Source organism: Halomonas sp. KAO (genome assembly GCF_015595025.1).
Taxonomy (GTDB): Bacteria; Pseudomonadota; Gammaproteobacteria; order Pseudomonadales; family Halomonadaceae; genus Halomonas.
Genome location: NZ_JADNRL010000009.1, coordinates 38,773 through 62,536, shown reverse-complemented (window position 1 = coordinate 62,536; position 23,764 = coordinate 38,773). Strand labels below are relative to the sequence as shown.

Annotated in this window: 13 protein-coding genes; 8 read left to right on the top strand and 5 right to left on the bottom strand. The window is 64.6% G+C overall.

Annotated features, from left to right (window positions below):
* Window positions 1-4: 4 nt before the first annotated feature.
* Entirely contained in the window at window positions 5-1,771 is a 1,767-nt protein-coding gene (locus IOC61_RS03395) for a GGDEF domain-containing protein (protein ID WP_195687468.1), read from the top strand.
* On the opposite strand, the gene IOC61_RS03390 is transcribed toward IOC61_RS03395, so the two are convergent.
* The gene (locus tag IOC61_RS03390) at window positions 1,768-2,466 is read right to left on the bottom strand and encodes a pseudouridine synthase (protein ID WP_195687467.1); all 699 of its coding nucleotides are present in this window, start codon (window positions 2,464-2,466) and stop codon (window positions 1,768-1,770) included. The two genes, IOC61_RS03395 and IOC61_RS03390, sit on opposite strands and share 4 nt — an antisense overlap.
* A complete protein-coding gene (locus IOC61_RS03385) occupies window positions 2,466-3,281 on the bottom strand; it encodes an amidohydrolase (RefSeq protein WP_195687466.1) in 816 nt (271 codons plus the stop codon). Before IOC61_RS03385 ends, IOC61_RS03390 begins: the two co-directional genes overlap by 1 nt.
* A 125-nt stretch (window positions 3,282-3,406) precedes the next feature.
* On the opposite strand from IOC61_RS03385, the gene IOC61_RS03380 reads away from it, so the two are divergent.
* The 7 genes from IOC61_RS03380 to IOC61_RS03350 all read left to right on the top strand — a co-directional run bounded on the left by IOC61_RS03380 (window position 3,407) and on the right by IOC61_RS03350 (window position 19,727).
* Window positions 3,407-5,422, top strand: a complete 2,016-nt coding sequence (locus IOC61_RS03380; protein WP_195687465.1) for a capsular polysaccharide biosynthesis protein — start codon at window positions 3,407-3,409, stop codon at window positions 5,420-5,422.
* A 96-nt stretch (window positions 5,423-5,518) separates the two neighbouring features.
* A complete protein-coding gene (locus IOC61_RS03375; RefSeq protein ID WP_324254678.1) occupies window positions 5,519-6,682 on the top strand; it encodes a capsular biosynthesis protein in 1,164 nt (387 codons plus the stop codon).
* Entirely contained in the window at window positions 6,661-7,437 is a 777-nt protein-coding gene (locus tag IOC61_RS03370; RefSeq protein WP_195687463.1) for an SDR family NAD(P)-dependent oxidoreductase, read from the top strand. Before IOC61_RS03375 ends, IOC61_RS03370 begins: the two co-directional genes overlap by 22 nt.
* Window positions 7,434-9,050 (top strand): LTA synthase family protein, encoded by a 1,617-nt coding sequence (locus tag IOC61_RS03365; RefSeq protein WP_195687462.1) that lies wholly within the window; start codon window positions 7,434-7,436, stop codon window positions 9,048-9,050. The genes IOC61_RS03370 and IOC61_RS03365 overlap by 4 nt, the downstream gene beginning before the upstream one ends.
* Complete coding sequence (locus IOC61_RS03360; protein ID WP_195687461.1) at window positions 9,047-16,618, top strand: type I polyketide synthase; 7,572 nt, start codon at window positions 9,047-9,049, stop codon at window positions 16,616-16,618. The genes IOC61_RS03365 and IOC61_RS03360 overlap by 4 nt, the downstream gene beginning before the upstream one ends.
* Complete coding sequence (locus tag IOC61_RS03355) at window positions 16,615-17,955, top strand: aminotransferase class I/II-fold pyridoxal phosphate-dependent enzyme (protein ID WP_195687460.1); 1,341 nt, start codon at window positions 16,615-16,617, stop codon at window positions 17,953-17,955. Before IOC61_RS03360 ends, IOC61_RS03355 begins: the two co-directional genes overlap by 4 nt.
* A gap of 269 nt (window positions 17,956-18,224) precedes the next feature.
* Window positions 18,225-19,727: a hypothetical protein gene (locus tag IOC61_RS03350; RefSeq protein WP_195687459.1), complete on the top strand. Its 1,503-nt coding sequence runs from the start codon at window positions 18,225-18,227 to the stop codon at window positions 19,725-19,727.
* A 156-nt stretch (window positions 19,728-19,883) separates the two neighbouring features.
* Here the strand turns inward: IOC61_RS03350 and cysQ are convergent, their stop codons facing one another.
* The 3 genes from cysQ to cysD all read right to left on the bottom strand — a co-directional run bounded on the left by cysQ (window position 19,884) and on the right by cysD (window position 23,689).
* A complete protein-coding gene (cysQ, locus tag IOC61_RS03345) occupies window positions 19,884-20,660 on the bottom strand; it encodes a 3'(2'),5'-bisphosphate nucleotidase CysQ (protein WP_195687458.1) in 777 nt (258 codons plus the stop codon).
* Between the two features lie 219 nt (window positions 20,661-20,879).
* The gene (gene cysN / locus IOC61_RS03340) at window positions 20,880-22,787 is read right to left on the bottom strand and encodes a sulfate adenylyltransferase subunit CysN (protein ID WP_195687457.1); all 1,908 of its coding nucleotides are present in this window, start codon (window positions 22,785-22,787) and stop codon (window positions 20,880-20,882) included.
* Window positions 22,787-23,689 carry a sulfate adenylyltransferase subunit CysD gene (cysD, locus tag IOC61_RS03335; protein ID WP_195687456.1) on the bottom strand — a complete coding sequence of 301 codons (903 nt, stop codon included), beginning with the start codon at window positions 23,687-23,689 and terminating at the stop codon, window positions 22,787-22,789. Before cysD ends, cysN begins: the two co-directional genes overlap by 1 nt.
* Between the last annotated feature and the right edge of the window lie 75 nt (window positions 23,690-23,764).

Genomic DNA, 23,764 nt, shown 5'->3' with positions numbered 1-23,764 from the left:
CCCCATGCGCCCCTGCCTAGCCCTGCTGCTGAGCCTGTTGTGTTTGCTGGCGACACCCGTCGCCACTGCGTCGCCATCACAGCCGATCGCCGGGTGGGAGTGGCGCTGGGGCGACTCGCCCGTGGATCCCTCAGGGTCTCTCGCCTGGCTAAACGAAACCGGAGAGGCCGGCTGGCAGGCCATCGACTTCCCCTCCAACCCTCCCGACCGCCAGAATCACGAAATCCTGTGGCTACGAACGGTGCTCCCCGCAGGGGAGTGGCGAGACCCTGTCCTATACATCTACAGCATCGACCTGATTGCCCAGTTCTACCTTGATGGAAAGCCGCTGTATCAGTACGGCGAGTTTGACGCTCGGGGCCGCGGCGAGTTTGCGGGGTGGCCCTGGCATATGATCGAGCTGCCGGACGACTTTGCCGGCAAGCCCCTACATATCAGGGTGTTCTCCGATTACACCGATATCGGCCTCTGGGGAGAAGCGATGGTTCTGGATCGTCTTGACCTGCTGACATTGGTCATGAAGCGTTCCTGGACCGATGTAGTGATCAGTGCCTTCTCGTTGCTCGTCGCCCTGCTCGCCGGCTGCTTTGCCCTTGTAGGCACCCAGCGCCACAGCCTAGGAGCGGTGGCGCTTTTCTCACTGGCGGCCAGCACCATGATCTTTGCCGAGACACAAGCCAGCCAGCTGCTTGTGAACCGACCATTAATTTGGGACGGCCTGGCGGCTGCCGGGTACTTCATCCTGCCAGTGGGGATCGGGATGCTACTCACGCACTGGATGACAGGGGTTCCGCAACGCTGCGTTCAGGCTCTCTGGCGCCTGCATCTAACTTATCTGCTCGGTGCGGTAGGGCTCAGCCAGTTGGGTCTGGTGACCATCGCCAGCACCTATCCACCCTTCGATCTGATGCTGGCGATCACCCTGCCCTTGATGCTTGCGGTTTCCGCCTGGGATTTCAGCCGCCTAAAGGGTGAACAGCGTTGGATCATCGGCAGCTTCGCGATCATGGCGGGCCTGCTGCTGGCGGATATGGCAGTTGCCCACGGTCTTCTAGCGTGGCGCCAGGTGCCCGTCAGCCTGGGCTTGCTGGTCTTTTCACTTACCATCGTCGGCGTGTCGCTATGGGACTATCGACGTACCCAACACCAACTTACCCGGCTCCATCACCACCTGGAGGAGCAGGTCCGCACGCGTACCGTCGAGCTCGACCATCTGGTGCGCAAGCTCGAGGAGTTTTCCTATGAAGACCCACTGACCGGGCTCAAGAATCGCCGCTACTTCGATGAGCTGATGCAGCACGAGGCAACGCGCGCCGACCGTGAGGGGACGCCACTGTCATTGATCATGATCGACCTGGATCACTTCAAGCAGGTCAACGATCGATATGGGCATGCCGCAGGAGACAGCGTGCTGATGTCGGTGGCCGAGCTCCTTAAGGATCATTTTCGCCATGCCGATGTGGTGTGCCGATTGGGAGGCGAGGAGTTCGTGGCCCTACTGCCGGGCGCTACCACCGAAAGTGCCGAGGCGCGTGCTCAAGCGCTGGTCGAGAGCGTTCGGCAGCTGAGAATGCGATACGCCGAGATGGCGCTGCCAACGATTACCCTATCATGCGGGGTGGCGACCTACCCCTGTCATGCACGCGAGCCCATCGCTCTGCTGGGGCTCGCCGACAAGGCCCTTTATCAGGCGAAATACGGGGGGCGCAATCGCAGCGCCACCTGGAGTGCGGTGACGCTCGACTCATCGCCATCGATCGCTTCTGGCTAGAAGGCGGCAACTTCCTCTGGAGAGAGTTCGCGCCACTCGCCTTCGGCAAGCTCGCCCAGGGCCAGCGGACCGACCGATTCACGGTGCAGGGCCACGACGTGATTGCCGATGGCCGCAAACATCCGCTTCACCTGATGATACTTGCCCTCGTAGAGGACCAGTTCGGCGACGCGCGGCTCGCGCATCGAGAGCTCGGCGGGCCGGGTCGGCTTCTCCTCACCCTCGAGCACGACCCCCTCCGCGAAGGCGCGTACGGCATCATCGAGCCGACTCCCCTCGAGAGGCTCGTCGAGCGTTACCCGATAGACCTTGCCGCAGCGCCGCTTGGGCGAGGTGACCCGGTGCGACCACTGACCGTCGTCGGTCAGCAGCACCAGACCGGTGGTATCGACATCCAGGCGCCCCACCGTCTGCAGACGGTCGAGCATCGGCAGATCGATCAGGTCGATGGCGCGCGGATAGAGCGTGCGTCGTGCGGTACACTCGACGCCGGCCGGCTTGTGCAACATCACATAGCGCAGGCCCACCAGCACCAGCGGCTCGCCCTGGAGAGTCACGCGACTCGCCTCGTTCACCTGGGTGGCCGGGTTCTTGATGACCTCGCCGTCGACGCAGACCTCGCCGCGATGCATCGCCTTCTTGGCCAGGCTGCGGGTCAGCTCGGTGGATTCACAGATAAAGCGGTCGAGACGCATCAGCAGCCCACCCCATCTGACAGGCGGAAGTGGTCGGCATCGCGCCAGGCGGGAAACTTGTCGCGGAATCGCTTCAGCTCCTCCAAGGAAAGCATGGCGGTCTTCACAAAGGAAGTGCCCTCGGGTTCGTCGATCAGCGCCTCGCCCTTGGCATCGATCAGCATGGAGTCACCGCTGTAGGGCAGCCCCTTGGCATCCTCGCCGACACGATTCACCCCGATCACCGGACAGAGGTTCTCGATGGCCCGCGCCTGCAGTAGCACACGCCAGGGGTGGCGCCGGGGTGCCGGCCAGTTGGCCACACACAGCAGGGCGTCATACTCGAAGTGTTCGTCAGCGCCCGGCTGCTGCCGCAGCCAGACCGGGAAGCGCAGGTCATAGCAGACGCTGAGCAGAATCCGGAAGCCTTTGAGCTCGACGATCACGCGCTCGTGCCCCATGGCATAACGCTCGTGCTCGCCGGCCATGCGAAACAGGTGGCGCTTGTCATAGGTGGCGTAGGAGCCATCGGGACGCGCCCACACCAGCCGGTTGTAGTAGTCGCCATTGTCGACCACCGCCACGCTACCGGTGACCACGCAGCCCCGCTGCCACGCCTGCTCCCTTAGCCAGGCCACGGTGGCACTCTCACCCATGGGCTCGGCCATCTCGCGAGAGTTCATGGTGAAGCCCGTCGCAAACATCTCCGGCAGAACGATCAGGTCGGTGTCATCCCCCCCGAGATCGCCAAGCGTCTCCTCCAGCATCCGGCAATTGGCCGTCGGATCCTCCCAGCGCAGATCACACTGCACCAGGGTCGTTCTCAGCTCGCTCATCGGTACTCCCTCTGGGATGACTATATTGACGCCCAGACTACCCCACACGGCGATCATCGTCAGCCAGCGCCAGGGGAATCGCGTACAATGCGCCCCCATCGTTACAGCATGGAGCACGTAGCAGGATGCCTCCCCTAACCGCCGCCTGTGCCACGCCTGGCATTCGTCGACTCGCTATTCTCCCTGCCTGTCTCGGCGAATTTCAACGCTTTTCCAGGCTGCGACCCTGGCAACGGCCGGATGCCGTGCTGGGCTGGGGGCTGAAGCCAACTAGCCGGAAGGCTCGACAGTTCGCGGCGCGCCGAGGGATTCCCTATGTGTCTCTGGAGGATGGCTTTCTACGCTCCTGGGGGCTCGGCGTCAGCGGCCATCAACCACATAGCCTGGTGGTCGATCATGCCGGTATCTACTACGACGCCACCCGGCCGTCGGATCTCGAGAATCTTATTCTCGAGGCCCCATTCGATGCAGAAGAACTGGGGCGAGCCCGCTACTGCATGGCGCTACTGCGCCACTACCGCCTGACCAAGTACAACCATGCTCCACTTCAACCACTGCCGCCCGCCGATCGACCGAGGGTCCTAGTGGTCGATCAAACCGCCGGCGACGCCTCCATCGAGTTCGGACTCGCCGATGCGGCCACTTTCGAGACCATGCTGCAGGTTGCCCTCGATGAGCATCCACAGGCCGACATCCTGGTCAAGGTGCACCCCGATGTGATTGCAGAAAAAAAGCGGGGGCACCTGCTGGAGGCGGCCCGCAAGCACCCGCGCTGCCAGCTGCTGGGCGACGACCTCAACCCATGGGGGCTGCTCGACGCGGTCGACTGCGTTCACGTCGTCACCAGCCAGCTCGGCTTCGAGGCCTTGCTGGCCGGCCGCCGGGTCGTCTGTCATGGCATGCCCTTCTATGCCGGCTGGGGCGTGACCGACGACCGTCTCGGCTGCGAACGGCGAGGCCAGTCTCGCACCCTGGAGCAGCTCTTCGCTGCGGCCTACCTGCGCTACTGCCGCTACGCCAACCCCTATACCGGTGAACCATCGACGCTTGAAGCCACCATCGACCTGATTGCCGACCAGCGCCGACGGCAAGCGCAACTGGCGGGCGAGTGGGTAGGTATTGGCTTCTCATCGTGGAAGCGGGGCTTCGTTGGTGACTTCCTCGGAGGGTGCGCCAGCCTGCGCCACGCCAGGAGCGTCTCCCACGCCGACCCAGCACCCCAGGAGCACCTGCTGGTGTGGTCGAGCGACCGTCAGACACACCAGAAACTGGCCCGGCATCAAGCGCTGCCGAGGCCATGGCGAATGGAGGATGGCTTCATCCGCTCAGTCGGTCTCGGGGTGGACCTGGTACGGCCGCTATCGCTGGTGATCGATGGCAGTGGCATCCACTACGACCCTAGTCGCCCCAGCGACCTGGAGACACTGCTCGAGGAGAGCGAGTTCTCGGTCCACCTACTAGCGCGAGCCAGACGGCTGCGTGAGCGAATCGTTGCCCTGGGGCTGAGCAAGTATAACGTTGGCGACCAGGATCACGGGCTGTCGCTTCCCCAGGACAAGCATATTCTGCTTATTGTGGGCCAGGTGGAGAGCGACGCCTCGGCACGCCTCGGCGCTCCCAACATAGCCACCAACGCCGAGCTGATTCGCCGCGTGCGGGTTGCCCACCCCGATGCCTATCTCCTCTACAAACCGCATCCTGATGTCGTGAGCGGCGCCCGTGTTGGACAACTCGATGCCCAGGCAAAACAGCTGTATGATTGCCTTCTGACAGACATAAGTATTACGGCACTACTCGATCGAGTCGATGAACTTCATACCATGAGCTCACTGGCTGGTTTCGAGGCATTGCTGCGCGGGTGCCCGGTGACGACATGGGGAGTGCCGTTCTATGCGGGCTGGGGGCTCACTCGGCATCGCGGGCCAACCTGCCCGAGGCGGACCCGCCGGCTTACCCTGGATGAGTTGGTGGCCGGCTGCCTGATTCGCTACCCCACCTATGTCGAGCCACGCACGCGCCGGCTCGTCAACGTCGAAACGGTCGTCGGCCTGCTGGAACAGCAGCGACGCACCACCGGCGCGCCGTCACTGCCCCACCGCCTCTATCGCTGGTACCGTAACCACTTCATCGGACGACACTAGATGCGCGACCAAGGACGATCCTTTCTACTGTTGCAAGGCCCCTGCACGCCGTTTTTTCGTCGGCTCGGCGAGCGGCTAGGCGCGCGTGGACATCGGGTGCATGTGGTCAATTTCAATGCGGGGGATCGCCTCTACCGCCGAGGACTGACCCAGCACCACTTTCGCGGTCGCCTGGAACAACTGCCGACCTTCCTGGCCGACCTCTACCAGCGATACGCTATCACCGACCAGGTGATGTTCGGCGACCGCCGCCCGGTGCATCGCCCGGCCATCGCCGTGGCTCGCTCCCGGGGCGTGCGCAACCATGTGTTCGAGGAGGGCTACCTGCGCCCCTTCTGGGTCACCCTGGAGCGCGAAGGGGTCAATGCACACTCGCTGCTGCCCAGAGACCCCGCCTGGTATCGGCAGGTCGCCCCAAGGCTCGACCCGGCGCCGGCGACGAGCCGGTTTCGCACGCGCTTTCGGGTACGTGCCATGCATGACGTCGCCTATCATCTCGCCGGGCTGGTCAACCCGCTGACCTTTCCCGCCTATCGCAACCACGCCCCGGTCACGGCCCCGCGTGAATATCTGGGCTATATCAAGCGCTTCACCAGGCTACGCATAACACGGCGCCACCGGCGTGATAGCGCCTGCATTCAACGGCTCGCCACGGGGCATGCCCCCTACTTTGTGCTGGCCCTGCAGCTCAATGGCGACGCCCAGATCCGCGACCATTCACCGTTCAAGGATATGCGCCAGGTCATCGACACCACCCTGCGCTCCTTCGCCGCTCACGCCGCGCCAGAGGCACGGCTGGTGGTCAAGAACCACCCACTGGACATGGGGCTGGTCGACTATGCCGCCACCCTGAACCGCCTGGAGGCCGAGCTGGGGCTGACTGGGAGAATCCACTATCTGGAGACTGGTGATCTCAACCTGCTGCTCAAAAAGGCGGCCGGCATGGTCACCGTCAACAGCACCTCGGGGCTGGTCGCCTTGGAGAATGGCTGCCCCACGCTGACCCTTAGCGACCCGATCTACGCCCTGCCGGGGCTAACCCACGCGGGCTCACTGGACAAGTTCTGGACGCAGGCAACGCCCCCGGACAGAGCACTGCTTCAGGCCTTTCTTACCACCCTGTTGCACTGCGCCCAGATCAATGGCGGCTTCTACTGTCGGCAGGGCATCGAGCTGGCCATCACCCATGCCCTGCCGCAGCTGGAAGCCGAACACTCCACTCTGGAATCGTGGTTGTCATGCTTGCCGAACGCCGCCTGATCCTGATTACCGGTGCCAGCGGCGCCATCGGCGGTGCCCTGGCCCTGGCCTATGCCGAACCCGGCGTCGAGCTGATGCTCAACGGACGCAACCGTCAAGCGCTGGAAGCGCTCGCCGGACGATGCCTCGCCCTGGGGGCCGAGGTCACCCTGTCGCCTCACGACCTGACCGACACCGACGCCCTGCTCCGCTGGCTGGAAACGCTCAGGGACGCTCGCCTGCCGGACCTGGTCATCCTGGCCGCCGGTATCAATATCAGTCACCAGCCAGACGGCAACGGAGAGGGGGTTGACGCCGCCAGCCGGCTGATGACGCTCAATCTACGGGTGCCCATGCGTATCGCTCAGGAGCTCGCGCCACGCATGCAGGCGCGGGGCAGCGGTCAGATCGTCTTTATCAGTTCGCTGGCGGCCTGGCATGGGCTACCGGCCACTCCCAGCTACAGTGCCAGCAAGGCAGGCATCAAGGCCTATGGGGAAGCCCTGCGCGGCTGGCTGGCCCCCCATGGGGTGGGGGTTACCGTGGTCATGCCGGGCTATGTCGCCTCGGCCATGGCCCATGGCATGCCGGGCCCCAAGCCCTGGTTATGGTCGGCCGAGCGGGCGGCCCGCGTCATTCGGCGCGGCGTCCAGCGCAATCGCGCCCGCATCAGCTTTCCTTTCCCGCTGGCCTTCGGCACCTGGTGTCTGGCCGTGCTCCCCGCCGGCCTCGCCCAGCGTCTGGTGGGCTGGTTCGGCTACGGGGTTAAGCCATGACGGCCCTACTGCTCGCCTTTACGCTGGGCGGTGGGGCCAGCCTCCTGCTGGAGGGTCTGGTGCGCCCCCGGGTCACGCCATGCTGGCAACGTCCACCGGCGACCCTGCTGGTGCATCTCGGCACCTGGTGCCTGCTGTATGCCGCCTATCTGCTGGTGGTGCAGCGCCCCTGGTTTGCCACCGCCTTTATCCTCTCTCTCCAGCTGGTGCTGCTGCAGAGCCACCACGTGAAGTGGCACTCGCTCAAGGAACCCTTTCTGGCGCAGGACTTCGCCTACTTCCTCGACGCCATGCGTCACCCGCGCCTCTACGTGCCCTTCTTCGGCATCGGGCTGGCGATCGGCGCAAGCCTGGCCGGGGCCTTCGCCATCGCCGCCTTCCTGTGGCTCGAGCCCTGGTGGCTCGACGACGTGGGGACCAAGGCCGCCCTGCTCTCCGTCGCCGCACTGACGGTGGCGGGTATTGGCCTGATGGTGGCCGGGTTGCGGCGTCTGCCGGCGATTACCCTGCGGCCCGCCGAAGACCTGGTCGCGCTGGGGCTCTACGCCTATCTATGGAGCTATGCGCGCCGGCTCAAGCAACCCTTGGACGAGCGGCGATCGCCGCAGGAGTTCCGCACTCCGCCCACCGTCAATCGCGATGGGCTGCCCCATGTGGTGGCGGTGCAGAGCGAGTCATTCTTCGACCCGCGTCGCTGGAGCGATGCCGTCTGCCCGGACGTGCTCCCCCACTGGGACCGGCTAAAGGCCACGAGCCTCTCTCATGGCCCACTGACGGTGCCCGCCTGGGGCGCCAATACGGTTCGCACGGAGGCCGCCTTTCTCAGTGGCTTGACACCAGAAGGACTGGGGATTCACCAGTTCAGCCCCTATGCCCGCTTCTCGCTCCAGCCGCCCCCCAACCTGCTACGTGCGGTCAAGCAGTGGGGCTATCGCTGCGTGGCCATACATCCCTACCCCGCCAGCTTCTACCAGCGTGATCGCGTACTGCCGGCGCTTGGCATCGATGAGTTTCTGGATATCGGTGATTTTGATGATTGTGAGAAGGATGGTCAGTATATCGGCGATGCGGCGCTAGCCGAGCGCGTGTGCCGACTCCTCGACACCGCCGACGACCAGCCACTTTTCATCCTTGTCATCACCATGGAGAATCATGGCCCGCTGAATCTGGAGCCGCCCAGGAAGGAGGACTGGAAGCGCCTGGCGCGAGACGTCGACTGCGACAGCGAGCGCGCACGATTCGACGATCTGGCGGTCTACCTGCGCCATCTAGGCAATGCGGACGCCATGCTGGGCGCCGTGAGCCAGCGCCTGGCTCAGGAGACGCGAGGTGGCCTGCTGTGCTGGTATGGTGATCATGTGCCCATCATGGACAAGGCCTATGGCCACCTGGGCGATCCAGCAGGCACCACGGACTACCTGATCTGGTCGACGCAGCGATCCCGGCCACCACGGTGCCCTCTTCAGCGTCACGTCGCTGAACTGGGTGTTGAACTGCTTCAACAGATTGTTGAATACACTCAACCCTGCTCACCCAGTCGACAGGACGTCGTAAATAACACCCCCAAGGACACAAGCGTGGCGCCTCGGCGTCACTCGCAGGAGCAAGCATGACTCGACGTGTTGCCATTATCGGCGCTGCCCACCGTTTTCCGGGTACTACATCCGAAACGTTCTGGCGTGATCTGCAAGCCGAAAAGGACCTGGTGACCCACGTCGCCGAGGATCGCTGGAGCCATGAGGCCTACCAGCACCCCGACCGCCGCCACCCCGGTACCAGCGTGACCTTTGCCGCCGGTAGCCTGGGAGATATCAGCGGCTTCGATGCCGAATTCTTCGGCATCTCTCCGCGCGAGGCCACCAGCATGGATCCCCAGCAGCGCATGTTGCTGGAGCTGGCCTGGGAGGCCATGGAGAGCGCCGGCGTGGTGCCCTCCACTCTGCGCGGCAGCCAGTGCGGGGTCTTCGTGGGCATCGCCAGCATGGACTATGCCTATCGCATCGCCGATGACATGGCGGCTATCGACGCCTCCACCGCCACCGGCAATACCTCGAGCATCGCCTCCAACCGACTCTCCTACGTGTTCGACCTGCATGGGCCGAGCATGTCGCTGGATACCGCCTGCTCCTCGTCACTGGTTGCCTTTCACCAGGCTTGCCAGGCGATCCGCTCCGGCGAAACCGATATGGCGCTCGCCGGCGGCATCAGCCTGCACCTGCACCCCTACGGTTTCATCATCTTCTCCAAGGCGAGCATGCTCTCCGCCACCGGTCGCTGCCAGGTGTTCGACGCGGACGGCAACGGCTATGTGCGTTCCGAAGGGGCCGGACTCTTCCTGCTCAAGGATTACGACAAGGCGATGGCCGATGGCGACCACATCCTCGCCGTGGTGGCGGGCTCGTCGGTCAACACCGATGGCCACAAGTCAGGGCTGACCGTTCCCAACCCCAGCGCCCAGGTGGCACTGATGCGCCAGGCTTACGCCCAGGCCGGCATCTCACCCGACGAGATCGACTACCTGGAGGCTCACGGCACCGGCACCGCGGTGGGCGACCCCATCGAGACCCGTGCCATCGGCGAGGCCCTGGCCAAGCACCGCCAGACACCGCTGCCCATCGGCTCGGTGAAGAGCAATGTCGGCCATCTGGAGACCGCCTCCGGTGTGGCCGGCCTGGCCAAGGCGCTCTACAGCCTGCAGCACCGCGAGGTGCCCGCGACCATCGGCATCCGCAAGCTGAACCCCAACATCAAGTTCGATGAGTGGAATCTCGAGGTCGTGACCGAGGCCCACCCCCTGAAGCCCGAGGGCCGCCTGGTGATCGGCGTCAACTCCTTCGGCTTCGGCGGTGCCAACGCCCACGTTATCCTGGAGAGTGCGCCGCAGCCTGCGTCCACCGCTGAGTCGTACGACGCTATCAGGCCCCACAGCGCCACCGAGCCGCGCGGTGCCTTGCCGCTGCGCCTCTCGGCGCGCGGCGAGCCCGCCCTTAGGGCCATGGCCGGCGACCTCGCCGCCTGGCTCCAGGAGAGTGACGCCGACCTCTACGATATCGCCCACAGCCTGCACCACCATCGCGAGCACCATCGGGATGGCGCCCTGCTGTTTGCCGACAGCAAGGCCGAGGCCGCCCGCCTGCTTTCCACCTTCGCCGACCCTGACCAGGAGGATCCCGCCGAGGTCACCCTGGGGCAACGCCTGGTCGACCCCAGCGCACCCGGCTTTATCTATGCCGGCAACGGCTGCCAGTGGGCACGCATGGGCGCCGACCTGCTGGCAGGCTCGGCCATCTTCGCCGTCGCAGTGGATGAGGTGGATGCTCTCTTTCAGCGCTATGGCGACTTCTCGCTGCGCGCCGAGCTCGAGGGGCGCAACGAAGAGGGGCGCACCGGTGAGGGTGGTAGTGGGGAGGGGCCTAATGCAGAGGAGCGACTGGCTCAGACCGAGATCGCCCAGCCAACGCTCTTCGCCGTGCAGGTCGGCCTCACCCGACTATTGCGCCACCATGGCATCGCGCCAGCCGCCGTGGCGGGCCATAGCGTGGGTGAGGTCGCCGCGGCCTGGGCCTGTGGCGCCCTCAGCCTTGAGGATGCGGTCAAGGTCATCTACTTCCGCAGCCACCACCAGGGCAAGACCCGGGGCCAGGGCGAGATGAGCGCCGTGGCGCTCGGCGAGCGGGAGATCGAGGAGTGGCTCGCCACCGGCGACTACCCGGGGGTGCACCTGGCGGGTATCAACAGCTCACGGGGCGTCACCCTGGCCGGCGACCCGGCCGCCCTGACGCGCCTCGAGCAGGCCCTGAAGGAGGCCGGCACCTTCGCCAAGCGTCTGCCGCTGGATTACGCCTTCCATAGCCCGTCCATGGACCCCATCGAGGCCGGGGTGATCGACTCGCTCAGGGCTATCACCCCCCGCGAGGAGACGCTCCCCTATATCTCCACGGTTACCGGTGAGCGCCTGACCGGTCGCGAGCTGGGTGCTGACTACTGGTGGCACAATATTCGCCAGCCGGTGCGCTTCGACGACGCCATCAAGGCGCTGATCGACGACGGCACCCGCCTGTTCATCGAGATCGGCGCCCACCCCATTCTGCGTCGCTACCTGAGCGATGCCCTGCGTGACCGCGAGAGCGACGGCCAAGTGCTCGCTACCCTGGAGCGCGAGAAGCCTGGCGCTGCATGCATGACCCAGGCCATCGGCCAGGCACTGCTCAGCGGCATGCCGCTGCAGCACACCCGCTGGTTCCCGGTCGCCGGCCAGTTCGTCGAGCTGCCCCGCTACCCCTGGCAGCGTGAACGCTACTGGCTCACCGGCACCGCCGAGGGTCAGAAGCTGCTCGAACGCGACTACGAACATCCGCTGCTCGGCTATCGCCTGGCGCAGCAAGACCATACCTGGGAGAGCCAGCTCGATACCGGCCGCCTGCCCTGGCTGGCCGACCATGTGGTCGGCGAAGGGGCCGTGTTTCCCGGTGCCGGCTTCGTCGAACTCGTCCTGGCCGCCGCCCGCCACCGGCATGATGCCGAGCTCCTGGACCTCGAGGAGCTGGAGATCCGCGCTCCCCTGCTGCTCGACGGCCAGCATGGCCGCCGCATGCGCCTGCACCTCGCCCCCGAGGATGGCCGTCTCGAGATTCGCTCTCGCGAACCGCTGGCCGAAGGCGAGTGGCAGCTCAATGCCGTGGGCCGCGTCATGGAGCAGAGCCGTGGCTTTCTGCTGCGCCGCCAGGCCCCGCCTCTGCCCACTCGCGAGCCCGATATCCGCCTGGCCGAGCATCTCGCCGAGGCCGAACGGCTGGGGCTGCACTACGGCCCCGCCTTCCAGGCGATTTCCCGGACCTGGGTCGAGGGTGACAGCATCCTCGGGGTCATCGAACCGCCCGCCGCGGTTCGCGACACCCTCGAGCCCCTCAACCTGCACCCCGGCATCCTCGACAGCGCCTTCCAGCTGTTTATTCCGCTGCTGGCCGAGGAGGCTCGCCGGCAAGGGATCGACGGCGACGGCATGGCCTTCGTGCCGGTGCGCGTCGGCCGCCTCCAGCTGCTCACCGATGCCGGCGTGCCGACGCTTGCCCATGCGCGCATGCTCAAGCGCGCGCCACACTCCTTCACCGCCGACTTCGAGCTCTTCGATGCCGACGGACAGGCCGTGGCGGTGCTCAGCGAGACACGTTTCAAGGCGATTCGCCTGCGTCGTCAGCACCACCAGCGCTTCAGCTATCTGGATGTGGCGCTGACCCCGGCGCCGCGCCACAGCAGCGTCGATGCCCTCGACCTCGGCGCCCTGTATGCCGCCATGCCGAGCCTGCTCGACGACTTCACGCGCCTGACCGGCCGCCGCTACGCCAACGAAGTCGACCCACTACTCGACAGCCTGGCCGACGCCTTCGCCGCCCAGGCCCTGCGCCGACTGGCTAATACGGATAACACCCTCTCCCAGGCGCGCTACCGCGAACTCTCGCGGGCCCATCTCGATAGCCGCCGGCTGCTCGACCAGCTGCTCGCCCTGCTACAGGCCGCTGGCCGCCTCGAGGCCGACGAACAGGGCTGGACGCTGACGGATGACGAGGAAGCGGTCGCTCCCGAGGCGATCTGGCAGCTGCTGGTGCGCGACTATCCCGACCACTTCGCGCCGGTACAGCGCCTGGGGCGCTTCGGCCTGCACCTCGCGGCGCTGCTGGAGGGCCAGGCCACGGCCGACGACCTGGGCCTCAACGCCGATGTCCTGGCCAACCTGACGCGCCAGTTACCGGGGGCCGCCGGCTGGCAGGCGATCGCCGGGGCCCTGCGCCAGGCGCTGCCCTCGGTTCTCGAGAAGCTGCCCGCCGGCCAGCGCCTGCGCCTGCTCGAGGCCGGTGCCGCCGCACCGGCGCTGGGGGAACGGCTCTGCGATCTGCTCGACCCCGATCGCTGCGACTACTCCATCCTCGGCGTGGGCGAGCAGGCCTGGCACCAGGCTGAGCAGCTGCAGCAGCGCTTCCCGCTGATCGATATCGAGTGCCTGGACGACGCCGCCGTCCGGGGACCCCAGGCCCAGCTGGCCCTGGTCAGCCTCGAGCCCGGTCACCGCGAACGCAACCGTCGCCTGCTGCAGGCCACGACCCAGCGCCTGGCCCCCGGTGCCCAGCTGCTGGTAGTCGGCACCCAGCCCAGCGCCTGGCTCGACATCCTGCTGGCCACCCCTGGCCTCGAGGACGAAGGCGTCCTGCTGCAGGCCATGGAACGCGACGACGTTATCGCCGAACTCGCAGCCCTCGGCGCCGGCAATATCGAACAGATCCCGCTGGAAGACGACGAGCGCGGCGCCTACCTGGTCCATGCTCAATGGCATCAGGACCCTCAGCAGGATTTGGGCTCTGCCCTTGGGGAAAGCGTCGAGACGGTCAGCTACCAGCTGATCGCCGACGACACTGGTCACTCTCTGGCCGAGCGTCTGGCCGCCGGTTTGGCCGCCCGCGGCCACCAGGCCCGGGTCACTGCTGCCGTCGACCCCATCGAGAATGGCGAAGGGCGACCCGTCACTATCATCGATCTACGCCAGGGAGAGCAGCGCTGCGAGCACGCCATGCAGTGGGCCAAGTGCCTCGAGCCCCTCGGCGAGCAAGCCAGCCTATGGCTGATCACCCGCGGCGTCGCCCCCATGTGGCAAGAGGGGGCCGGCTCCCCCTCGGAGGACGCCCCCAATCTGGACGCCGCCCTCTGGGGCTTTGGCCGCTCCCTGGCCAACGAATCGACCGGCTACGCTGTCCGCCTGCTCGACCTCCCCTCAGGGGATCTCGATGATGCCGTGATCGAGGCGCTGCTCGACGAGCTGACCGCCCCCGACGCCGAAACCGAGATCGTGCTCGACGGCGATGGCCAGCGCTTCGCCACCCGTCTGCGTACCGTGCCGGCTCCGACTCCCGCTGCCGAGACCGACCAGGAGCCGCAGCCGAGCGAACGCCAGGCGATGACCCTGGGCTTCGAACTGCCTGGCCAGCTTCGCCACTTGCGCTGGACGCCGGTCGCGCTGCCCCAGCCGGGCCCCGGCGAGGTGGAGATCGACGTTCAGGCCACAGGCCTTAACTTCCGCGATGTCATGTACACCCTCGGCCTGCTCTCGGACGAGGCGATCGAGAACGGCTTCGCCGGCCCCACCCTGGGCCTGGAGTTCTCCGGCGTGGTCGCCGCCGTGGGCGACGGGGTGGAGGATCTCGCGGTGGGCGATGCGGTGGTGGGCTTCGGCCCCGCCAGCTTCAGCGACCGGCTGATCGCCAGTCGCCAGGCCGTGGCACCGGTGCCCGAGGGCGTGAGCTTCGCCGCGGCGGCCACGATCCCGACCACCTTCTTTACGGTCTACTACGCGCTGAAGCACCTTGCGCGACTGGCCCCGGGTGAGAAGATCCTGATCCACGGCGCCGCCGGTGGTGTGGGCATCGCCGCCATCCAGGTCGCCCATTGGCTGGGGGCAGAGATCCATGCCAGCGTCGGCAGTGACGAGAAGCGTGACTTCCTGCGCCTGCTGGGGGTCGAGCACCTCTACGACTCGCGCTCGCTGACCTTCGGCGAGGAGGTTCTCGAGGTAACCGAAGGCCGCGGCGTCGATGTGGTGCTCAACTCCCTGGCCGGCGAGGCGATCAACCAGAACCTGCGCGCCCTGCGCCCATTCGGCCGCTTCCTCGAGCTTGGCAAGCGCGACTTCTACGAGAACACCCATATCGGGCTGCGCCCGTTCCGCAACAACCTCAGCTACTTCGGCATCGACTCCGATCAGCTGATGAAGGAGCTTCCCGAGCTCACCGGCCAGCTGTTCCGCGAGATGATGGCGCTGTTCCAGGACGGCACCCTCACCCCGCTGCCCTATACCGCCTTTGCAAGCCAGCAGGTAGTCGAGGCCTTCCGCTATATGCAGCAGGCACGCCAGATCGGCAAGGTGGTGGTCACCCACGAACAGGCCCAGGCTCCCGCGGAATTCCGACACAAGCCGGGGGCTGGCCTCAGCCTACCGGCCGAGGCCAGCTACCTGATCACCGGTGGCCTGGGCGGTTTCGGCCTGAAGACCGCCCAGTGGCTTGCGAAAAACGGCGCCCGCCACCTGGTACTGGTGGGGCGCAGCGGTTCGTCAAGCGACGAGGCCCGGGCCGGCATCGCCGAGCTCGAGGCCATGGGGGTCGAGGTGGTGGCCGCGGCCTGCGATATCACCGACCGCCAGGCGCTGGAGGCGCTGCTCGGCGAGTGCCGTGCCACGCTTCCCCCCCTGCGTGGCGTCGTGCATGCCGCCACGGTAATCGACGATGGCCTGATTCGGAACCTGGACGAGGCGCGCATCCGCCGGGTGCTGGCCCCCAAGATCGACGGCGCCCGCCATCTGGATGCCCTGACCCGCGGCGCCGATCTGGACTTCTTCGTCATGTACTCCTCGGCCACCACCCTGTTCGGCAACCCGGGCCAGGCCAGCTATGTGGCCGCCAACCACTGGCTCGAGGCGCTGGCGGCGGCGCGTCGCCACCAGGGCCTGCCCGCCACCTGCCTGCGCTGGGGGGCCATCGAGGATGTGGGCTTCCTGGCCCGCAACACCCGCACCCGCGACGCCCTGCAGGAGCGACTGGGTGGCGCGGCACTGCGCTCCGATGATGCCCTGAGGGTGATGGAACAGCTGCTGCTGGGTCGCGACGAGCAGCTCGGCGGCCCCAGCCTGGGCGTGCTGGAGCTCGACTGGTCGGCCCTGGCGCGCTTCCTGCCTACCGCCCAGAGCCCGCGTTTCAACGAGATCGCCCGCCAGGCCGATGATGATGGCCATAACGATGACAACGGCGACAACCTCGCGGAGCTCTTCGCCACGCTGAGCCCCAAGGAGCTGCACACGGCGGTGATCGACCTGCTGCGCGCCGAGCTCGCCGCCATCCTGCTGATCGATGAGGAGAAGATCGATACCCAGCGCTCGGTCTACGAGATGGGCTTCGACTCGCTGATGGGGGTCGAGCTGATGACTGCCATCGAGTCACGTATCGGTATCAATGTACCGGTGATGGTGCTCAGTGAAGCCTCCACCATCGACAAGCTGGCCGGGGTGCTGATTCAGAAGCTGCAGCATGGCGGCGACCAGGAGGCGGACGATGGCGAGCACCTCGCAGCACTGACCAGCCAGCATGGTGCCGACGAGCTCGCCCCGGATGCCAGGCACAACGAGGGAGCCCCGTCATGAGTCAGCGCCGTGTCGAGCTCAAGAACCAGCTACTGGCCCAGTCCCGCAAGCGCCAGCGTCCGCGTGACAAGGCGGGGGCGCCCTTGTCGACGGCACCGGGGACACCGCCTGAGGCCGGCACGACCAGCCGCGTGCCGGAACGTTTTACCCGCTTCGACGCGCACCCCGGTTACCAGCAGATCAGCATGATGCGCGAGGGCGCGCGTCGGCTCGGCCTGACGGATCCCTTCTTCAAGGTGCATGAGGGCAATGCCGGGGCCACCTCGATCATCGAGGGCCGCGAGGTCATCAACTTCGCCAGCTACAACTACCTGGGGTTCTCCGGCGACCCGCGGGTCAACCACGCCGGCCAGCAGGCCCTCGAGCGCTACGGCAGCTCAGTCTCGGCCAGCCGCGTGGTCTCCGGTGAGCGCCCGATCCACCGGGAACTGGAGCAGGCCATCGCCGCGGCCTACGGGGTGGAAGACGCCGTCGCCTTCGTCAGTGGGCATGCCACCAACGTCTCCACCCTCGGCTATCTGCTGGGCCCCCGGGACCTGGTGCTCCATGATGAGTACATTCACAACAGCTCACTGGTGGGGGCCCAGCTCTCCGGGGCCAAGCGAATTCCCTTCCCCCACAATGACGCCGCGGCGCTGGATGCAATGCTCACCCGGCATCGCGGCCAGTTCGAGCGTGTGCTGATCGTGATCGAAGGGCTCTACAGCATGGATGGCGATGTGCCGGACCTGCCGCGCTTTATCGAACTCAAGCGCCGCCACCAGGCCTGGTTGATGGTCGATGAGGCCCACTCCTTCGGGGTGTTGGGCGATCACGCCCTCGGCCTGCGCGAGCACTTCGACCTGCCCGCCGACGAGGTGGATATCTGGATGGGCACCATGAGCAAGAGCCTGGCCGGCTGCGGCGGCTATATCGCCGGCTGCACCGCCCTGGTGGAGACCCTGCGCTACCTGGCACCGGGGTTTCTGTATAGCGTCGGCATGCCCGCCCAGGTCGCCGCCCCGGCGCTTACCGCACTGCAGCTGATGCAGAAGGAGCCCGAACGGGTCCAGGCCCTGCATGACATCTCGCGCTACTTTCTGGAGCAGGCTCGAGAGATGGGGTTCGACACCGGCCACAGCATCGGCGCCGCGGTAATCCCGGTGATCGTCGGCAGCTCCCCCCTCGCCGCCAGGCTCTCCCACGACCTGTTCGAACAGGGCATCAACGTCCAACCTATCCTCCACCCCGCCGTTCCCGAGAAGAGCGCCAGGCTGCGTTTCTTCCTCAGCTGCGAGCACACCCGTGAGCAGATCGACCAGACCTTGAGCGCCCTAGCCAATGCCATGACGGTATAACTGTCGCAGCAACATCGTAGGAGCGCGATTTATCGAGCGATTACCATTACCAGGCGCCCTCGCCTCGTAAAAGCGAGAGGTATCGCGCGATATGGTCGCCAGCCGGCCAGATCCGCCCCCTACAATGCAATGCCCCACGAACACCATTACCAGGACCGGTGTTAGACACCCTGCCAGCATATATACAAGCAGTTGTTGATTTGCTCGAGACCCAGTAATGTACAAATACTAATAAAGTAACCACTCTTCCATGCTCAAAGGGAATTGATATGCAAAAAAAACCAATCGTGCTGGCCGCAGGCATTATTGCCCTCACCGCTAGCACTATGGCGAGTGCTCAATCCTTCAGCTTCAACGAGTTGGTCAATATCGGCGCTTCGATGCCCACCATTGGTGACCTGGCGGGTGATGCCGACCTCAACACGCCAAGCCAGACGATCACCCTGGACAATGGCTCAACGCTCAAGATCGCCACCCTTGATGGCAATCGCTACCTGTCCGATGTGCTGGCAACGAATGACGCAGACCTGATTATCGATGGCAAGAAGGTCAATATCACAACTACCGCCTCCAGCCTGGAGAGCGCCTACGACAACCCTAGCCAGAACGCCAGCTTTACGATCAGTGCCATCACGGAAACACGGCCGGTAACGCTGGAGTGGAGCGGCTCGCTGGGGGATATCGACAAGACCGGCACATTCGACATCAAGCTCAATGGCACACCGTATACGCTGGAACTGCCCTCCGATACGACCCTCACCCAGTTTAATGGCCAGACGCCAGTCACTATCCGGAACAGAGGGGGCAAAGTTCTCTTCAGCGGCCGCCTCGATAATATCACGGGTGATCAAATCAATGAGATTGCCTCTATACTGGGCGTCCTGAACGCAGACAAGTCCCTGCGTGCCGCTCAGAAGCAGGCCATGGCACAGAGCTTTGGCATGCTCAGCGAGCAAATCGATGTGGCAATGGCGCCCAGTAACCATAGCCTGCACCGCAACTCGACCGAAGATTCGGATCGGTTCAACCTTTCCGAGGGGCTAAGCCTTTGGGTATCAACCGAGGTGGGCGATCTCTCGGGCAACTCCGCAGGCCTGAAGTACGATGGTGACTCGAAGGCCGCCATGGCGGGTATCGACAAGCGCATGGGCAATGTACTGGCTGGGGTTGCGGCGGGTTACAGCAAGTTCGACCTGACCAGTGACTATGGCAACTCCGATCTAAGCGGTAACCTTATTGCTCCCTACGCGGCGATCAATCTATTAAATAACAACCTGGTGCTTAGCGGGATCCTACTCTATCAGGATCTTGAAGGGGAATACTCCTACGGTAACCCCACCACCGAGTGGGATGGCGATCGCTATGGTGCGCGTGTTGCGGGTACCTATTACCTACCACGCTTCGGCAGCAACGAAAACCTGCTGGCCGGTGTGACTCTGGGCGGCGCCTACCTGGACGACGACCTCGACGACAGCTACAGCCACAATATCGGTGCCAAACTGGGTGAGGCTTTTGGTGGTATCAACCTAAGCACCCAACTTGCCGCAGGTCGTCTCTTCGGCAGTGTCACCTACTATGAAGACGTTACCAGCGACTTCGATGGTGCTGCGTCCGTGCTGGAAAGCGAGGACGACAGCCGGACTGAAGTGAAGCTTGGTGTAGCACACCGGCTCGGCACCAATATGACCTTCAACCTATCCGGTAAAACGACAGTGGGCGACAGCGATACCGAATATGATGCCGTGCAAGCCTCCATTGCGTATAGCTTATAACGAACAGACTATAAGCTAAGGGAAATACGATTAGTGTAACCCTTCCGCCCAAGACATCGCCGCATGTCGAACCACCGACATTGCGGCGATGACTTTTCCTGATCGCGAACATCCCGGCCCGCGGATAAACCCGGCACCTACCCAGCGATGGGGGCGTTACCCCCACACGATGAAATAGGGATTCAGCTTCTCGCTGGGTGTGGCATAGCTAAGCGGGGTGCCTTCCAGGGTCTCGACTCGACCACCCGCCTGTTCGACAACGGCATGGGCGGCGCCGGTGTCCCACAGGCAGGTGGGGCCGAGACGCGGGTAAACATCTGCCACGCCCTCTGCCACCAGACACAGCTTCAGCGAGCTGCCCATCGGCACCATATCGTGGCTGCCCAGTTTCTCCAGCCATTCGGCCAGGTCGGGGCTGGGGTGTGAACGGCTGCCCACCACGCGCCAGGTGGCGCCCTCGGCGGGCTTGCCGGCAACATGGATTGGCTGACGCTCGCTATCCTTGCCTTCGCCCCACTCCACCTTGAAGGCGCCCACGCCCTGAGCGGCCAGGTAGGAGACCTCGAGAGCCGGGGCAACGACCACGCCCAGCACCGGCCGGCCATCCTCGATCAGCGCGATATTGACGGTGAACTCGCCGTTGCGCTTGATGAACTCCTTGGTGCCATCCAGCGGGTCTACCAGCCAGTAGCGACCGTTGGCATCGGCACCGGTGAAGCCCTCGGCATCCTCCTCGGAGAGCACCGGGACGCCCTCGGGAAGCGCATTCAGGCCCGCCACGATCACCTCATGAGCCGCCTTGTCCGCCTCGGTCAGTGGGCTCTTGTCCTCCTTCTCCTCGATGGAGAAGTCGCGGGAGTAGATGGCCATGATGGCATCGCCGGCCTGCTTCGCGATCCCCTCGACGCTATCGAGCAGTGTTGAAAGATCCATCTGTTGAATTCCTTTCCAGGTGGTAAAGCTGTAAGCCGTAAGCTTTACGCTGTAAGAACCCCTGAACTCGGATTTCAGGGGGGGCTACGCCGCGAAGCGGCAAACGTAAGGCTTACAGCTTAAGGCGTAAAGCCCCGGGCAGGGCCCGGGACTTCCAGCTTCTCAATCGCGCGATAAATCGCACTCCTACAGGTTGCAGTAGGTTGCAGTTAGCGACGATCAGGAAACAATCTGGCGCTTACGCAGCAGCTCGATCACGGCGTCGGCGGCTTCGTCGCTGCTCATCTCGGTGGTCTTGAGGTGCAGGTCGGGGGCCTCCGGTGCCTCGTAGGCGGAGTCGATGCCGGTGAAGTTCTTCAGCTCACCGCGACGCGCCTTCTTGTAGAGCCCCTTGGGATCGCGGTCCTCGGCGACCTCCAGCGGGGTGTCGACGAACACCTCGATAAACTCGCCCTCTTCGACCAGCTCGCGGGCCATCTGACGCTCGCTGCGGAACGGAGAGATAAACGCCGTCAGCACGATCAGGCCGGCATCGGTCATCAGCCTGGCCACCTCGCCCACGCGGCGAATGTTCTCGACGCGATCGGCATCGGTGAAGCCGAGGTCGCGGTTGAGGCCGTGACGCACGTTGTCGCCATCCAGCAAATAGGTGTGCTGACCGGCGGCGTAGAGCTTCTTCTCCACCAGATTGGCGATGGTCGACTTGCCGGCACCCGAGAGCCCGGTGAACCACAGCACCGCGGGCTGCTGTACCTTGGACTCCGCACGTGCCTTCTTGTCGATATCCACATGCTGCATATGGATGTTCTGGCTGCGACGCAGGGCGAAGTGCAACATGCCGGCACCGACCGTATTGTTGGTCATCCGGTCGATCAGGATATAACCGCCGGTGTCGGCGTTGTCCGTGTAGGCATCGAAGGCCACGGCCTTGTTCAGGCTCAGGGTGCACACACCGATGCCGTTGAGGTCGAGCTGCTTGGCGGCGGTGTGCTCCAGGGTGTTGACGTTCACCTGATACTTGATATCGGTCACCGTGGCCGACACCGCCTGAGTGCCCAGCTTCATCAGGTAAGGGCGCCCCGGCAGCAGCGGCTCCTCGTGCATCCAGACCAGGCTGGTTTCGAACTGATCGGCGACCTCGGCCGGCTGCTGCTCCACGCCGGAAATCACATCCCCCCGGGAGATATCGATCTCGTCTTCCAGCAGCAGCGTCACCGACTGGCCAGCGATCGCCTGTTCCAGGTCGCCGTCGAAGGTATAGATCTGCTTGATGCGGCTCGTCTGGCCGCCGGGCTGCACACGGATCTCGTCGCCCGGCGCGATGCGGCCGCTGGCGATCATGCCGGTGAAGCCACGGAAGTCCAGATTGGGACGGTTGACCCACTGCACCGGCATACGGAACGGCTGATTCTGCAGGCGCTCCTCATCCAATTCCACGGTTTCCAGGTAGCCCATCAGGGTCGTGCCGTGGTACCAGGGCATGTGCGGGCTGGGCTCGATAACGTTATCGCCCTTAAGCGCCGACATCGGGATAAAGGTCACCTCCTCGAGCCCCAGCTGCTGGGCGAATTCACGATACTCCGCCGCGATCTCGTCGAAGCGCTCCTTCGAGTAATCCACCAGGTCCATCTTGTTGATGGCGACCACGATATGGCGCATGCCGATCAGCGACATCAAAAAACTATGGCGGCGAGTCTGGGGCAGGATGCCCTGGCGCGCGTCGACCATCAGGATGGCGGCATCGGCGGTCGAGGCGCCGGTGACCATATTACGGGTGTACTGCTCATGTCCGGGGGTATCGGCGACGATAAACTTGCGCTTGTCGGTGGAGAAGAAGCGATAGGCAACATCGATGGTGATGCCCTGCTCGCGCTCGGCGGCCAGGCCGTCGACCAACAGCGCGAAGTCCATCTCGCCGCCTTGGGTGCCCCACCGCTTGGAGTCCGCCTCGATGGCGGCCAGCTGGTCCTCGAAAAGCAGCTTGGACTCGAACAGCAGCCGCCCGATCAGCGTGCTCTTGCCGTCATCGACGCTGCCGCAGGTGATGAAGCGCAGCAGGCCCTTGTGCTCGTGCGACTTCAGGTAGCCCTCGATGTCGCCGGCGATCATGTCGGATGAATGAGACATCAGAAGTATCCTTCCTGCTTTTTCTTTTCCATGGAGGCGGCGCTGTCGTGGTCGATAACGCGACCCTGGCGTTCGGAGGTCTTGGTCAGCAGCATTTCCTGAATGATGTCAGGCAACGTGTCGGCCTCGGATTCGATGGCACCGGTCAGCGGGTAGCAGCCCAGGGTACGGAAGCGCACCTTGCGCATCATCGGCACCTCGCCGGGCTCCAGCGGCATGCGCTCGTCATCGACCATGATCAAGGCGCCGTCGCGCTCGACCACCGGACGCTCGGCGGAGTAGTAGAGCGGCACGATTGGGATATTTTGCAGGTAGATGTACTGCCAGATATCCAGCTCGGTCCAGTTGGAGAGCGGGAAGACACGAATCGACTCACCCTTGTGCTTGCGGGTGTTATAAATCCGCCATAGCTCGGGGCGCTGGTTCTTCGGGTCCCAGCGATGCTGAGCGGTACGGAACGAGAACACCCGCTCCTTGGCACGCGACTTCTCCTCGTCGCGGCGGGCACCGCCAAAGGCGGCATCGAAGCCGTACTTGTCCAGCGCCTGCTTGAGCCCCTCGGTCTTCATCACATCGGTATGGATGGCCGAACCATGGGTGAAGGGGTTGATATCCTTCTCGATGCCCTCGGGGTTGATATGCACCAGCAGGTCCATGCCCACTTCCTTGGCCATCTGGTCACGGAAGTCGTACATGGCGCGAAATTTCCAGCGCGTATCCACATGCAACAGCGGGAACGGCGGCGGTGCCGGCGCGAAGGCCTTGCGCGCGAGGTGAAGCATCACCGCGCTATCCTTGCCCACCGAGTAGAGCATCACCGGATTCTCGGTCTCGGCGACCACCTCTCGCATGATCTGGATGCTCTCGGCTTCCAGCTTCTGAAGATGGGTGAGTGACGTCATGTCGTTAGCCTGTTGTGGGTGAAATTAATGTTGTAGGAGCCCGACTTATCGGTGGTCCGACATTTCGGCGATCTT